At 73.0% G+C, this 15,694-nt stretch carries 9 protein-coding genes; 3 read left to right on the top strand and 6 right to left on the bottom strand.

Features of this window, described 5'->3' with window-relative positions; translation table 11 throughout:
- On the top strand, positions 1 to 7,791 hold a 7,791-nt coding region (locus ABH931_RS39195), incomplete at its 5' end, for an amino acid adenylation domain-containing protein (RefSeq protein ID WP_370124699.1).
- A gap of 86 nt (positions 7,792 to 7,877) precedes the next feature.
- On the opposite strand, the gene ABH931_RS39200 is transcribed toward ABH931_RS39195, so the two are convergent.
- The 5 genes from ABH931_RS39200 to ABH931_RS39220 form a co-directional block, all read right to left on the bottom strand.
- Complete coding sequence (locus ABH931_RS39200; protein ID WP_370124701.1) at positions 7,878 to 8,543, bottom strand: DUF4097 family beta strand repeat-containing protein; 666 nt, start codon at positions 8,541 to 8,543, stop codon at positions 7,878 to 7,880.
- A 237-nt stretch (positions 8,544 to 8,780) separates the two neighbouring features.
- Complete coding sequence (gene sbnA / locus ABH931_RS39205) at positions 8,781 to 9,758, bottom strand: 2,3-diaminopropionate biosynthesis protein SbnA (protein ID WP_370124703.1); 978 nt, start codon at positions 9,756 to 9,758, stop codon at positions 8,781 to 8,783.
- A 48-nt stretch (positions 9,759 to 9,806) separates the two neighbouring features.
- Positions 9,807 to 10,844: a 2,3-diaminopropionate biosynthesis protein SbnB gene (sbnB, locus tag ABH931_RS39210; RefSeq protein WP_370124704.1), complete on the bottom strand. Its 1,038-nt coding sequence runs from the start codon at positions 10,842 to 10,844 to the stop codon at positions 9,807 to 9,809.
- Positions 10,845 to 10,887: 43 nt separating this feature from the next.
- Positions 10,888 to 11,868 (bottom strand): TauD/TfdA family dioxygenase, encoded by a 981-nt coding sequence (locus tag ABH931_RS39215; RefSeq protein ID WP_370124706.1) that lies wholly within the window; start codon positions 11,866 to 11,868, stop codon positions 10,888 to 10,890.
- Between the two features lie 130 nt (positions 11,869 to 11,998).
- On the bottom strand, positions 11,999 to 14,161 hold the full coding sequence (locus ABH931_RS39220) for an amino acid adenylation domain-containing protein (RefSeq protein WP_370124708.1): 2,163 nt from the start codon (positions 14,159 to 14,161) through the stop codon (positions 11,999 to 12,001).
- A 349-nt stretch (positions 14,162 to 14,510) separates the two neighbouring features.
- Between ABH931_RS39220 and ABH931_RS39225 the strand changes: the two genes are divergently transcribed.
- A complete protein-coding gene (locus ABH931_RS39225; protein WP_370124710.1) occupies positions 14,511 to 15,005 on the top strand; it encodes a YbaK/EbsC family protein in 495 nt (164 codons plus the stop codon).
- A gap of 30 nt (positions 15,006 to 15,035) precedes the next feature.
- Positions 15,036 to 15,539 (top strand): flavin reductase family protein, encoded by a 504-nt coding sequence (locus ABH931_RS39230; protein ID WP_370124712.1) that lies wholly within the window; start codon positions 15,036 to 15,038, stop codon positions 15,537 to 15,539.
- 67 nt (positions 15,540 to 15,606) lie between these two features.
- Here ABH931_RS39230 and ABH931_RS39235 read toward each other — a convergent pair.
- A partial coding sequence (locus tag ABH931_RS39235; RefSeq protein WP_370124714.1) for a 3-deoxy-7-phosphoheptulonate synthase occupies positions 15,607 to 15,694 on the bottom strand: 88 nt, incomplete at its 5' end.

Genomic DNA, 15,694 nt, shown 5'->3' on the forward strand with positions numbered 1-15,694 from the left:
GCCCGCGTCGGGCTGGGTGCCCCGGGCGGCCGTTACGCGCTGCTGCAGGCGCAGGCCACCGACCTGGGCAACACCATCGTCTTCGCCGCGCTGGCCACCGGCGGTGCGCTCCACGTCCTGGATGCCGAGGCCGTCACCGACCCCGACATCGTCGCCACCTACCTCGACGAGCACGCGATCGACTACCTCAAGGTCGTCCCGTCCCACCTCGCCGCCCTCGGCGCAGCCGGCCTGGACCGCGTCCTGCCCGGCCGCTCCCTTCTCCTCGGTGGCGAGGCGGCCCCGGCCGCCTGGGTCGAGGACCTGGTCCGGGCCGCCGACCAGGCCGGGGTGTCGGTCTTCAACCACTACGGCCCGACCGAGGCGACCATCGGCGTGGCCACCACGCGCCTGAGCGCCGACGACGCGGCGAGCGGGATCGTTCCGATCGGTTCGCCGATCGGGAACACCGCCTTCTACGTGCTGGACGAGTTCCTCAACCCGGTCGCGCCGGGCGTTGCCGGTGACCTCTATGTCTCCGGTGCCGGCGTCGCCCGCGGCTACGTCCGCCGCCCCGGCCTGACCGCCGACCGCTTCGTCGCCAACCCGTACTCCCTCTCCGGCTCGGGTGAGCGGATGTACCGCACCGGTGACCGGGTCCGCTGGACCCGGGATGGCCGTCTGGTCTACCTCGGCCGCAGCGACGAGCAGGTCAAGGTCCGCGGCTTCCGCATCGAGCCGGGCGAGGTCCAGGCCGCACTGCAGGCCCACCCGGAGGTCGCGCAGGCCGCCGTCCTGGCCCGCCGCGACACCGGCGACGTCCGCCTCGTCGGCTACATCGTGCCGACCGACCCCGACGACACCATCCCCCAGCTCGCTGCCCAGGTCCGTGACTTCGTTGCCAAGCGCCTGCCCGAGCACATGGTCCCGGCCGCCGTCGTGGTCCTGGACGCGCTGCCGCTCAGCAGCAACGGCAAGCTGGACCGCAAGGCGTTGCCCGCCCCCGACTACACCACCGGTGCGGCCAACACCGGACGCGGACCGGCCACGCCGCAGGAGGAGATCCTGTGCGCCGTGTTCGCCGAGGTCCTCGGCCTGGACACGGTCGGTGTCGACGACGACTTCTTCGCCCTGGGGGGTCACTCGCTCCTGGCCGTCTCCCTGGTGGAGCGGCTGCGGGCGCGCGGCATGACGATCTCCGTCCGCGCCCTGTTCGAGACCCCGACGGTGGCGAGCCTCGCCACCGTGGCGGTGCCGGAGCAGATCGAGGTGCCCGCCAACGGCATCCCCGCCGGCGCACAGTCGGTGACGCCGCAGATGCTGCCGCTGGTCGACCTCGACGAGACCGAGCTCCAGCGGGTTGTGGCCGAGGTCGACGGAGGCGCGGCGAACATCGCCGACGTCTACCCGCTCGCCCCGCTCCAGGAAGGCATCCTCTTCCACCACCTGATGGGCTCCGAGGACGAGCGTGACGTCTACGTCCTGCCGGTGGTCCTGGAGTTCGACTCCCGGGCCCGCCTCGACGCCTTCTTCGGCGCGCTCCAGCAGGTGATCGACCGTCACGACATCTACCGCACCGGCGTGGTGTGGGAGGGGCTGCGCGAGCCCGTCCAGGTCGTGTGGCGCAAGGCGGCGCTTCCGCTGGCCGAGGTCGTGATCGAGGCCGGCACCGAGGACCCGGTGGCCGCGCTGGTGGCCTGCGGCGGCTCGGCGATGGACATCGGCCGCGCGCCGCTGCTGAACGCCGCCGCGGCCGCGCTGCCCGGCGGGCAGCGCTGGCTCGGCCTGCTGCGGATCCACCAGCTGGTCCGCGACCACACGGCGGTGGCGGTGATGCTCGACGAGGTCCGCACCATCCTCGCGGGCCGCGCCGGCGAACTGCCGCAGCCGCTGCCGTTCCGCACCTTCGTGGCTCAGGCCCGCAACACCGCCGACCAGGCCAAGCACGAGGCGTACTTCACCGAGCTGCTGGGCGACGTCGACGAGCCTACGGCCCCCTTCGGCCTGGTCGACGTGCACCACGACGGCTCCGCCTCCGTGCGCGCCACCCAGGAGCTGCCACAGGAGCTCGGTGCCCGGCTGCGCGAGGTGTCGCGCCGCTCCGGCGCGAGCGCCGCGACGGTCCTGCACGTCGCCTGGGCCCGCGTGCTCGCGGCCGTCTCGGGCCGCTCGGACGTGGTCTTCGGCACCGTCCTGTTCGGCCGTATGAACGCCGGCGCCGGTGCCGACCGCGTCGTCGGGCCGTTCATCAACACCCTGCCGGTGCGCGTGGAGCTCGGCACGGGCGGCACGCTGGCCGCCGTCGGCGGCATGCGCGGCCAGCTGGCCCGGCTGCTGGAGCACGAGCACGCGCCGCTCACCCTGGCCCAGCAGGTCAGTGGCGTGCCGGCGGACCAGCCGCTGTTCACCTCGCTGTTCAACTACCGCTACAGCCACGGCGGCGGCCGTGCGAACGGCGCCGTCAGCGACGGCGTCCAGGTGATCTACACCCGGGAGCGGACCAACTACCCGCTCACCGTCGCCGTCAACGACTGGGGCGACCGCTTCGGCCTCGCCGTGGACGCGCTCGCGCCGGTCGACCCCCAGGCTGTCTGCGCCCTGCTGCACACCGCCGTCGAGAACCTCGTCGCCACCCTCGAGCAGGCCCTGGACGGCGGCGGCGACCAGCCGCTGCACACGGTCGAGGTGCTCGACTCCGCGCAGCTGCACCAGGTGCTGGAGGCGTGGAACGACACCGCCGCCGACCTCCCGGCCGCCACGCTCCCCGCGCTGTTCGAGGCGCAGGCGGCCCGCACCCCCGACGCCACCGCACTGGTCCAGGAGGACACCGAGCTCAGCTACGCCGAGCTCGACGCCCGCGCCAACCGTCTCGCGCGGCTGCTGATCGGCCAGGGCGTCGGCCCTGAGTCGCTCGTCGCCGTCGCGATGGAGCGCGGCGTCGACCTGGTCGTCGCGCTGCTCGCGGTGGTGAAGGCCGGCGGCGCCTACATCCCGGTCGCACCCGACCTGCCGGCCGAGCGCGTCGCGGTGATGTTCGAGGACGCCACGCCGACCCTGGTGCTGGCCGACAGCGCCGGAGCGGGCACCGGCATCCCCGCCGAGATCGCCGTCCTGGTCGTCGACGACCCGTGGCTGCACGAGACGCTGGAGGAGATCCCCGACGGCCCGCTGACCGCCGCGGAGCGCGCCACGCTGCTGCCGCAGCACCCGGCGTACGTCATCTTCACCTCCGGCTCGACCGGCCGCCCCAAGGGCGTCGCGGTCCCGCACGCCGGTGTCGTCAACCGTCTGGCCTGGATGCAGACCCGCTTCGGCCTCGAGGCCGGCGACCGGCTGCTGCAGAAGACGCCGTTCGGGTTCGACGTCTCCGTCCCGGAGTTCTTCGGGCCGCTGCTGCACGGCGCGACCCTGGTCATGGCCCGCCCCGAAGGCCACCGCGACCCGGCCTACCTCGCCGAGGTGATCCAGGCGCAGCGGGTGACCTCGGTGCACTTCGTGCCCTCGATGCTGGAGGCGTTCCTGCGCGAGCCGGACGCCGTCCGCTGCGCCGGCCTGCGCCGCGTGGTCTGCTCCGGTGAGGCGCTGCCGCCCGAGTCGGTGGAGCGGTTCTTCGAGCTCTTCGACGCCGACCGGGTCGAGCTGCTCAACCTCTACGGGCCGACCGAGGCCTCCGTCGAGGTCACCTGGTGGCAGTGCCGGCCGGGCGACACCGGCGGGGTCGTGCCGATCGGCGCGCCGGTCGCCAACACCCGCCTGTACGTGCTGGACGAGTTCCTGCGCCCGGTCCCGGCCGGCGTCGGCGGCGACCTCTACCTCGCGGGCGCGCAGTTGGCCCGCGGCTACGTGAACCGGGCCGCTCTGACCGCCGACCGCTTCGTCGCGGACCCGTTCGCGGGCGGCGACGGCGGCGAGCGGATGTACCGCACCGGTGACCGGGCCCGCTGGACCGAGGACGGCCAGGTGGTCTACCTCGGCCGCAGCGACGAACAGGTCAAGATCCGCGGCTTCCGCATCGAGCCCGGCGAGGTCCAGGCGGTCGTGGCCGCCCACCCGCAGGTCGCCCGGGCAGCCGTGATCGCCCGCGAGGACGCCCCCGGACAGACCCGCCTGGTCGCCTACGTCGTCCCGGCCGGCGACAACGGCCCCACCGCTGACGAGGTCCGCGCGTTCGCGGCCACCCGCCTGCCGGAGTACATGGTCCCGGCCGCCGTCGTGGTCCTGGACGACCTGCCGACCACCGCCAACGGCAAGCTCGACCGCCGGGCCCTGCCCGCCCCGCAGCACGCGGGCGAGAGCGTCGCCGACCGCGGGCCCGCCACCTTCCAGGAGGAGGTCCTCTGCGGCGCCTACGCGGAGGTGCTCGGTGTGCCGTCGGTCGGCGTCGACGACGACTTCTTCGCCCTCGGCGGCCACTCGCTGCTGGCCACCCGGCTGGTCAGCCGCATCCGCTCGGTCCTCGGCGTGGAACTGACGCTGCGGTCCCTGTTCGAGGCCCGCACCCCGGCCGCCGTCGCCGCCCGTCTGGGTGGCGCCGACCGGGCCCGCACCGCGCTGACCGCGGCCTCCCGGCGACCGGAGCGGCTGCCGCTCTCCTTCGCCCAGCGGCGCCTGTGGTTCATCGGCCAGCTCGAGGGCCCCAGCGCCACCTACAACATCCCCGCCGCGCTGCGCCTGACCGGCGAGGTCGACGCGGCCGCGCTGGACGCGGCCCTGCGCGACGTGATCGAGCGTCACGAGGTGCTGCGGACGCTCTACCCGGTCGCGGACGGCGAGGCCTACCAGCGCGTCCTCACCCCGGACGAGCTCGACTGGCACCTGGAGCGCCTGTTCGTCCCGGAGGCCGAGCTGGACCAGGCGGTCGCCGAGACCACCGGGCGGGTCTTCGACCTCGGCACGGACGTCCCGATCCGCGCCAAGCTGCTCAGCACCGGCGCCCAGGACCACGTGCTGGTCCTGGTCCTGCACCACATCGCCGCCGACGGCTGGTCGATGGGCCCGCTGGCCCGTGACCTGTCCGCCGCCTACACCGCCCGCCGCGAGGGCACGGCACCCGTCTGGGAGCCGCTCGCCGCGCAGTACGGCGACTACGCGATCTGGCAGCGCGAGCTGCTCGGCAGCGACGAGGACCCGCGGAGCCTGATCTCCCGGCAGACCGACTACTGGCGCGAGGCCCTGGCGGGCATCCCGGAGGAGCTGGAACTGCCCTTCGACCGCCCGCGTCCGGCCACGCCCAGCTACGCCGGCCACAGCATCCCGCTGGAGGTCCCGGCCGAGGTCCACGCCGCACTCGTGGAGCTGGCCCGCGCCGAGGGCGTGACGCTGTTCATGGTCCTGCAGGCGGCGCTGGCGGTGCTGCTGTCCCGGCTCGGCGCCGGCACCGACATCCCCATCGGCGCGGCCGTCGCCGGCCGTACCGACGAGGCGCTGGACGACCTGGTCGGGTTCTTCGTCAACGCGCTGGTGATGCGCACCGACCTGTCCGGCGACCCGACGTTCCGCGAGGTCGTCGCGCGGGTCAAGGAGACCGGTCTCGGCGCCTTCGCCCACCAGGACGTGCCGTTCGAGCGCCTGGTCGAGGAGCTGTCGCCGTCCCGCTCGCTCACCCGGCACCCGCTCTACCAGGTCATGCTGACGGTGCAGAACAACGCCACCGCCGGCGGCCGCACGCCGCTCACCCTGCCCGGCATGACGTACACGCCGATCCCGGTGGAGGCCTCCGCGGCCAAGTTCGACCTCGACCTGCTCGTCGGCGAGCAGCTCGACGCGGCCGGCCGCCCGGCCGGACTGCGCGGCAAGCTCAAGGGCAGCGCGGACCTGCTGGACGCGGTCTCCGTCGAGCGCATCGCCCGCCGCTGGGTGCAGCTGCTCGGGATCGTCGCGGCCGACCGCGACGTCCCGCTCAGCGGGGTCGACCTGCTGGAGGAGTCCGAGCGCCGCCGCGTGCTGACCGAGTTCAACGACACCGCCCGGGACCTGGGCGAGGCCTTGGTGCCGGAGCTCTTCGCCGCCCGCGTCCACCAGACGCCGGACGCCGCCGCGGTGGTGTGCGGGGAGCAGACCCTCTCCTACGCCGAGCTGGACGTCCGCGCCAACCGCCTGGCGAACGTGCTGCGCGAGTACGGGGTCGGCCACGAGTCCCTGGTCGCCCTGTGCCTGGGCCGCGGCGTCGACGCGGTGGTCGCGATCCTCGCCTCCTGGAAGGCCGGCGCGGCCTACCTGCCCATCGACCCGGACTACCCGGCCGAGCGCGTCGGCTTCACCCTGGCCGACAGCCGCGCCGCCGTCGTCCTCGGCACCGAGGAGCTGCTGGAGGAGCTGCCGCTGGGCCGCATCCCGGCGCTGGCACTGGACGACCCGCAGCTGCGGCTTCGTCTGGAGCACGCCTCCGCCGACGCGCCGTTCGCGCCGGTGGCGCCCGGTTCGCTCGCGTACGTGATCTACACCTCCGGTTCGACGGGCCGGCCCAAGGGCGTCGCGGTCACCCACGGCGGCCTGGCCAACTACATCGGCTGGGCGGCGGACGCCTACGGCGCCTCGTCGGGCGGTGGCGCGGTGCTCCACTCCTCGCTCGCCTTCGACCTGACCGTCACCAGCGTCCTGGTGCCGCTGGTGTCCGGCTCCGCCGTCACGGTCTCGCCCGAGGGCGGCGCCGAGGGCCTCGCCTCGCTGCTGAACGAGCCGGGCTCCGGCGTCGGGATGCTCAAGGTGGTGCCCGCGCACCTGCCGCTGCTCGGCGAGCTCGTCGCGGAGCAGCGACTGGCCGGGGCGGCGCGGGTGTGGGTCGTCGGCGGTGAGGCGCTGCCGGGCTCGGCCGTGCGCGAGCTGCTGGCGGTGGCGCCCGGATCGGTGGTCGTCAACGAGTACGGCCCCACGGAGACCGTGGTCGGCTGCTGCGTCCTTCAGGTGAGGGCCGGCCAGCAGATCGGTGACGAGGTCCCGATCGGCCGACCGATCGCCAACACCCGCCTGTACGTGCTGGACGAGTTCCTGCGCCCGGTCGCCCCGGGCGTGGCCGGCGAGCTGTACATCGCGGGCGCCCAGCTGGCCCGCGGCTACGTCAACCGTCCGGGTCTGACGGCCGACCGCTTCGTCGCGAACCCCTTCGCGGCAGGCGACGCCGGCGGTGAGCGGATGTACCGCACCGGCGACCGGGCCCGCTGGAGCGCCGACGGCGAGCTGGCGTACCTGGGCCGCACCGACGAGCAGGTCAAGGTCCGCGGCTTCCGCATCGAGCCCGGCGAGGTCCAGGCGGTGCTGGTGGCCCACCCGCAGGTGGCCCGCGCGGCCGTCGTCGCCCGGGAGGACAGCCCCGGTGACACCCGCCTGGTCGCCTACGTGGTGCCCTCCGCCGAGAACGGCGGCAGTGTGTCGCCCGAGCAGGTCCGCGCGTTCGTGGCGGAGCGCCTGCCGGACTACATGACGCCGTCCGCGGTGGTGGTCCTCGACGCCCTGCCGCTGACGTTCAACGGCAAGCTGGACCGCAAGGCGCTCCCGGCGCCCGACTACGCCGGCCTGGCCGGCAGCGGCCGCGAGCCCGCAACCGACCGCGAGCGCGCGCTGGTCGAGGTGTTCGCGCAGGTCCTGGGCCTGGAGCGGGTCGGTGTCGACGACGACTTCTTCGACCTGGGCGGCCACTCGCTGCTCGCCACCCAGCTGGTGAACCGCATCCGCGCGGCCCTGGAGGTCGAGGTCCAGATCGCCGACGTCTTCGAGGCGCCGACGGTGGCCGGGCTCGCCGAGCAACTGGAGCACGCGGCGCCCGTCGTGGCCCGTCCGGCCCTGCGGCCCATGGGGGTCCGCCGGGAGTCCTGACCGGCAGCGCCCGAAACGCCCCGGCGCCCGTCCCCTCGGGGACGGGCGCCGGGGCGTTTCGGCGGTGCGCTCGGTGACGCGGGGCGTCAGAGGCTGCGCGCGGTGATGTCGCCGTGGTGCGTGGTCGCGTGGACGGCCAGCTCGGTCACGCCGTTGTTGCGCAGTGCGTTGCCGACGCGGCCGTGGCCGGTGCCGGCGTCCAGGGAGGCGGAGACGCCGGGGGCGGCGCCGACCGTGATGTCGCCCATCTGGGTGGTGAGGTGGACGGTGCCGCTCACGGCCTCGGCGACGGTGATGGCGCCGCGGGAGGTGCTGATCTCGGCGTCGCCGCCGAGGCGGCCGACCTCGACGTCGCCGTCGACGGCGGTGAGCCGCAGGCTCGCGACCTCGTCGATCTTGATGTGCCGGTACGCGCCCTCGAAGGCGAGGTCGCCGAGGCGGCCGACGCTGTGCAGCTCCGCGGCCTCGCTGCGGGCCTCGACCCGCGAGCCGGCGGGCAGCTGGACCGTCACCTCGACGGCCCCGGCGTGGCCGATGACCGCGTGCCTGGCCGGGGCCGCCGCGACGCGCAGCACGCCGTCGCTGTAGGAGACCTCGATCTGCTCGGCCGTCTTCACGTCGCGGCTCTTGGCGGGGTCGGCGGGGGCGACCTCGACGACGGTGTCGGTCCGGTCGGTGGCGATGAGCCGGACGCGTCCCGCGGGGATCTCGACAACGGCGGCGACGGGGGCGGTGGTGTCGAACTTCTGCATCGTTCTCTCCTGGTCCGTGGCGTTTCTGATGTAAGAAACACTACGTTGCGTTCATGGATATGAAAAGCCGTGTGTTGCGTCAGATCTGCATATTCGCAGCTAGAGACGGAGAAATCGTTGCGATGAGTAGAGATCTAATGCAATGAGAGGAAGGGCAAAGCGTTGCAATCAGATGAGGTGAACGCCAGGACGACCCCGGCCGGTGGCCGGGGTCGTCAAAGGTGTGCGGTGTGCTGGTCAGGCGGACAGGGCCGCCTCCGAACGGTGCGCCTCCTCGCCGAAGTGCAGGCCCACCCACTCGGGCCGGTAGAGGGTGTCGAGGTAGCGCTCGCCCAGATCCGGCGCGATCGCGACCGCGGTGAACTTGTCGTCCACGCCGTGGTCGGCGAACCACCGGCGGGCGCCGGCGACGACCGTGCCGGTGGAGCCGCCGAACAGGAACCCCTGGCCGACCAGCCGGTGGCAGACGCCCACGGTCTCGGCCTCGGGCACCATCACCACCTCGTCGACCAGCGACTCGTCCAGCAGCGGCGGCCGCACGCCGGAGCCCAGGCCCGGTATCACCCGGGTCGAGGCGGGCCCGCCGAAGATCACCGAGCCGACGCTGTCGACGGCGACGATCCGTACGCCGGGCTGGTGCTCCTTGAACCAGCGGGCACAGCCCATCAGCGTGCCCGTGGTGCCGGCCCCGATGAACAGCGCGTCCAGCCCCGGGAACTGCTCCGCGATGTGCGGGGCCGTCATCCGGTGGTGGGCACCCCAGTTGTTGGCGTTCAGGTACTGGTTGAGCCAGATGTAGCGCTCGTCGGCGCGGACCAGGGCCTCGACGTGGGCCAGCCGTGCACCCAGCAGCCCACCCACCGGGTCGGGCTCGTCGATGATGTGCACCTCCGTCCCCAGCGCCTCCATGAGCCGCAAGGTCGTCGGATTGCAGCGCGCGTCGGTGACGCACACGAAACGGTATCCGCGGCTCGCGGCGATGACGCTCAGTGCGACGCCGAGATTTCCCGAGGAGGACTCCACCAATACGGAGTCAGGCCCGAGCAGGCCCGATCTCTCGGCCATCTCGATCATTTCCCGGGCGGCCTTCTGTTTGATCGAGCCCGAGAAGTTGAATCCCTCGCACTTGAGATAGAGCGGAATCCCGAAGGATTCCCTCAGGTCCACGTAGAGCCGGTCCTCGTTGTACTCCTCCGGTGCAGAAATGATCGGCACAGAACCTCCGCTGGGGTAGACGTCCGGGAAAGGCGCGCCGTACCGCGATCAGCCGTAGCGGCGCAGTTCGTGGAAGAAGTCATCGACGACCGTCAGTTCACCGGCCTGCCGCAGCGTGTCGTAGACGTCCTTTCCGACCGCCAGGTCCAGCACGCCCAGACCGAAGGGGGAGAAGACGAGCGGCCGGTCCCGGCGCGGGGTCAGCCGCCCGCTGAGCACGTCGTCGAGCGTCCCGTCGACGAACTCCCGGTTCCCGACCCGCTGCTCGGCCAGGTGCAGTGAGGTGCCGGCCTTCAGGCAGTGCTCCACGTCGTCCACGACGTTCGTCGCCCCGAGCACCACCTCGGGGGAGAGGTCGCGCAGCGACAGGTGCAGCACCACCGGATTGTGCGAGAACCACGCCGGGTCGGTGACGTGCGGGGCGCCCGCCGTCGTGGCGAAGACCAGCAGGTCGCTGCTCTCGACCAGCTCCCGCGCACTGGTGTGCACCCGCGTCTTGGCGGCGCTGTCGGTGGCGCGGTCCAGGTAGTCGGTGAAACCGCCCGCGTGCTCGCGGGAGAGGTCGAACACGCCGTACTCGTCGAAGGACCAGCCGGTCCCGCGCAGGTACTCGTGCACGTAACGGGCGATCAGGCCGACACCGAAGAACCCGATGCGACGCGGCCGCTCCCCGCCCTCGGTCAGTTTCGCCGCGGCGAGCGCGGCCGAGGCCGCGGTGCGCGTCGCGCTGATGATGGAGCTCTCCAGGCAGGCGAACGGGTAGCCGGTGTCGTGGTCGTTGAGGATCAGCACCGCGGAGGCCCGCGGAATGCCCGCGGCGACGTTCTCCGGAAAGCTGGAGATCCACTTGAGGCCGTCCACCCGGGTCTGCCCGCCCAGCGAGGCGGGCAGCGCGATGATGCGCGAGGTCGGGCGGTCGGGGAAACGCAGGAAGTACGAGGGCGGGTTGACGGTGTCACCCGCCCCGTGGGTGCGGTAGGCGGCCTCGACCATGCCGACGACCTCCCGGTGCCGGCCCTCGAGGGCCTGCTGCACCTGGCGGCCGGAGATCACACAGAACGAGGGCGTCGCGGTGGCATCGGACATCAGGCACTCCAAGCGGGGACGGGAAGGGGACAGGGCGCGGGCGTCACGACAGGACGTGGCCCTCGAGACGGACCGGGTCGCCGAGGACCAGGACGACCTCGCGTCGGCCCTCGAACGGCTCACGGCTGTGGGCGGTGCGGATGTTGTCGACGACGAGCACGTCGCCGGCCCGCCACGGCTCGCCGAACGCGGCGTCCAGATAGGCGGCGTTGAGGGTCTCGACCGTCTCCGCGTCGATCGGCGTGCCGTCACCGAAAGCGGTGTCGAAGGGCAGCCCGGCCGGACCGTAGACGTCCAGCAGGTACTCGCGGATCGCCGGGTCCAGCGTCAGCCCGTTCAGGAACGCGGCCTGGTTGAACCAGACCGGCTCGCCCGACCGCGGATGCCGCACCACCGCGGCGCGGCGCTGCTCGGTCTGCAGCACGTCGTTGTCCAGCCACGTGTGCCGGATGCCGCCGGCCGCGCAGTACGCGTCGACCTCGCCACGGTCCGTGGTGCCGAACGCCTCGGACCACGGCACGCCGATCTCGTGGTACATCCGCGTCAGGGTCCAGCCGTCCCTGGTGAACCGTTCCACCAGCGCCGGTGGCAGCGTCGCCAGCACCCGACGGCCGTCGGCGAGCTGCGTGCGGCCGCCCGACGTCGGCGCGGTCAGGCAGCCGAAGACCAGCGTCCCGGGCACCTGCGCCGCGTAACTGAGCTCGTGGTGGTGGCACATGGGCTCGTCCGAGGGCCACTCCGAGGAGGAGTACAGGCCCGGCTCGAACTCGGTGCGGGCCGCGAAGCGCTCCCGCTCCACCATCCGGCGCACCCCGAGCGCGTCCGCGACCGCGCCGACCTCGGCGGCGCTCGCCACGCCCAGACCGCGCAGCAGCACGGCGCCCTCGGTGTCGAGCCACGCCCGCACCTGCTCCGCGTGCGCGGCTGCCCACACCGGGGCGGCCTCGCCACCCCGCTCCGCGTCGACGATCAAAAGCCCGCGTTCCGCGTTCTCGGCGGGCACGACGCGAGGCTGTACGGCCATGGTGGTCATTCGGGGTCACTTCCTCGTCCGGGGCACACGGGACACACGGGGACACGGGCGGGGCGCACGGAACGGGGGAGCGAGGCCGAGAGCCCGTTCCCGGAACCGGGCGTGACGCCCCGGCAGGGGGTCATTGCTGCGCCGCCCTCCGGTCCAGCCGCTCGGCCAGTTCGGCGACGGTGACGGTGTCGACCAGCTCCTTCACGGTGACCACCCGGTCCAGTGCCAGCACCAGGTGCAGCGCGGACAGGGAGGTGCCGGCGAACTCGGCGAACCGGCCGTGCCGCCCGATCACCTCGACCGGCACCCGCAGCACCTTGGCCCAGGTCTCGGCGACCCGCAGCTCCGACGGCGTCGCCGGAGCCTCGAACCCGTCCACACCGCCGCCGCTGCGCGGGGCGGCCGCGGCGGCCCGGGCGGTCAGCTCCTTCTTGTCGGTCTTGCCGTTCGCCGTCAGCGGCAGCGCGTCGATCCGGTAGCGGCGCCCGGGCACCATGTAGTCCGGCAGCGCCTGGGCGAGCAGCGCGCCCAGCTCGGGGGCGGAGGGCGACTCGGCGCCGGTGTAGAACGCCACCAGCTGCGGCCGGTCCTCGGACCCGGCCACCACCACGGCGGCGTCGCGCACCCCGGGCACCGTCAGCAGCTGGTTCTCGATCTCGCCGATCTCGATCCGGAAGCCGTTGACCTTCACCTGGGAGTCGCGCCTGCCCAGGTACTCCAGTGATCCCGACGGCAGCCACCGCCCGAAGTCGCCCGACCGGTACAGGCGTTCGCCCGGCGCGTGCGGGTCGCGCACGAACGCGGCCTTGGTCCGCTCCTCGTCGTTGACGTAGCCGCGGCCCACACAGACCCCGGAGAAGACGATCTCGCCGGGGGAGCCCAGCGGCACCGGCTCCAGCCACTCGTCCACGACGCGCACCCGCACGTTGCGGATCGGCCGGCCGATCGGCACGGCACGTTCGGCCGGCACCGAGGTCATCACCTCGTGGTTGGTGTCGTCCGAGGTCTCCGTCAGACCGTAGGCGTTGACCAGCGTCACCTCGGGGAAGGCCGCGAACCAGCGCTCGACGAGCTCCTTCTTCAGCGCCTCGCCCGTCGCGGAGACGCACGCCAGGGCCGGCAGTTCGCGCGGGTGCTCGGCCAGCGTCGCCAGCAGCACCTCCAGGTACGAGGGGACCAGCTGGACCACCTGCACGCCGCCGCGGTCCAGCTCCTGGAGGAAGCGCGGCACGTCGAGCAGGACCTCCTGCTCGACGATGTGCGTGCGGCCGCCCACCAGCAGCGCGGCGACCAGCTGCCACAGCGAGATGTCGAAGCACTGCGGCGCGGTCTGCGCCACCACGTGGCCCTCGCCGATGCCCAGGTCCTCGATCTTGGCGAGCAGGTGGTTCAAGAACCCCGCGTGCTCGCACATCGCGCCCTTGGGCTCACCGGTGGAGCCGGAGGTGAAGTAGATGTAGGCGAGCTGGTCGGCGGCCACCGCGACACCCGGGTCCGCGGTGGACAGGCCCCGCGCGTCCGCCTCCTCCAGCAGCCGCACCAGCTCCGTCACCTCGGTCGGCGGCAGCTGCTCGAGCGCCTGCGCCAGCTGCGGCACCTGCGGCCCGGCCAGCACCCGCGCACACGCGCTGCGGCGCAGCACCGCGGCGATCCGGGCGGCGGGGAAGTGCGGCTCCAGCGGCAGGTAGCAGCCGCCGGCCTTGAAGACGCCGATCACCGCCGCCAGCCACTCCAGGGTGCGCTCGGACACCACCGCGACGACGTCCTGCGCGCGCAGCCCGCCGCCCAGCAGCGACCAGGCCACCTGGTTCGCCCGCGCGTTCAGCTCGGCGTAGGTCCAGCTACGGCCGCCCCCCTCGGCGGCGACCGCCTCGGGATGCAGGCGCACCCGGTCCTCGAACAGCTCGTGGAACCGCCGGTCGGGCAGCGGCCGCATCGGGCCGGCCAGCGCGTCGAGCGCGGCGAGCTCCTCGGGCGGCAGCAGGCCGCGACGGCCGTGCGGCTCGTCCGGATGGGCGCACAGGTGTGCCAGCGCGGTGCGCAGGTAGCCGGCCAGCCGGCCCGAGCGCAGTTCCTCGCGCTCGCGCGGGCCCAGGCCCTGCCAGGCGCGCTCGGCCTCGGCCCGTCCCGCGTCGGTGCCGACGCGCGCGACCAGCTCCCGCCAGGTCTCGTCCGGCCCCAGGACGGGGGCCAGACCGGCCACCCAGCCGATCACCTTGAATTGCGCGGCGAAGTGCACCGTTTCCGGAGAGACCCCGGTTTCCTCGGCGATCCGCACGATTGCGCCGACCATGTCCGCCGGGAATCCCAGGGCATGGTTCGCCGTCGATTGGCCGTCGCTCTGACGGCGGTTCGTTTCCATCTGAGCGTGGCCCCTGTGGTTTGTACCGGAGGAGGAATGGCGAAGTCGAGTCGCATGCCACGGTCCCGTGCCAGGCGCCGGACGGTCAACAAAAGCACGGGCGGGCGCACATGAACACGCGTGAACTCACGCGGAAACCACCCCACTGCTTACCATGAGCGTCGCGCTGCGCCCGTTTCTCTCAATGGCGTCCAACGGTGTTCGCCTTCCGCCATGTTCAACTGCCGCCCCGCAGCAGTTGAACATCCGTCTTACGGCAGACCGATTCCCAGGAGTAAACGTGCTTGACGTCATGCCGGTCAGCAGCACCTATCAGCGCCTGCTGCGGCTCCTGGAGGACCAGGACGCCCGCTATCGGCTGATCGACCACGCGCCGGAGGGCCGTACCGATCTCGCCAGCGAGCTGCGCGGCCACCCGCTGTCGGCCGCGGCCAAGTGCATGGTGGTCACGGTGGAGCAGGCCGGCGGTGCCCACCGCCATGTCCTGGCCGTCGTCCCCGGCGACCGGAAGGTCCACTTCAAGCGCCTCTCCCGGGCCTGCGGAGGAGGAAAGGCGCGACTGGCCGACCAGCGTGCGGCCGAGGAGCTCGGCCGCTCGGTGTCCGGCACGATCACCCCGTTCTCGTTCCATCCGGAGCTCGAACTCCTCGCCGACCCGGCCCTGTTCGAGGTACCGGAGCTGTACTTCAACGCCGCCCGGCTCGACCGTTCGGTCGTGATCCGCGCGGAGGACTACCGGCGGCTGGCCCGCCCGCGCGTCGAATCCATCACCTGAACGGATCCACACCAGACCGAAGGGGGCATCATGCCGACGAACGACCTGCTGGAGAGCCCGGCAGCGGTGGAGACGGAGGTGTTCCGCCGCGCCGTCTCCCAACTGCCGACGGGCGTCTGCGTGGTCACCGCGCACGGCGACGCCGGGCCGGTGGGCTGCACGGTCAACGCCGTGATGTCCCTGTCGGTGCATCCGCCGAGCCTGGTGGTCTCCCTGGGCGCCGCCGGCACCACGGCCGCCCAGGTCGTCGGGGCGGGCCGGTTCGCCGTCAACGTGCTCGCCTACCGGGACCGGGCCCTGGTGCCGAAGTTCGCGATCGGCCCGATGCAGGACCGCTTCGCGGGCGTCGACTGGCACACCGCGGCCGGAGCGCCGGTGCTGTCGGGGTCGAGCGTCGCCTTCGTGTGCGAGGTGACCGACGTGGTGTGCGTGCTCGACCACGCGCTGGTCGTGGGCAAGGTGCTGTGGACCAGGGAGGGGGCCGCGGTGCCGACGGTCCTGTACCGCCGCGACCAGTACCTGCTGCACGGCTGACCTCGCCCTCACCAGCAGTGGAGCCTCCCGGCCGTCGGCCGGGAGGCTCCACTGCCGTGCGGCTGCGTCAGCGCAGCATCTCGGCGACGAGGAAGGCGAGGTCGAGGGACTGGCTGCGGTTGAGGCGGGGGTCGCAGGCGGTCTCGTAGCGCTGG

It is taken from the genome of Streptacidiphilus sp. MAP12-33, from assembly GCF_041261265.1.
GTDB lineage: Bacteria > Actinomycetota > Actinomycetes > Streptomycetales > Streptomycetaceae > Streptacidiphilus.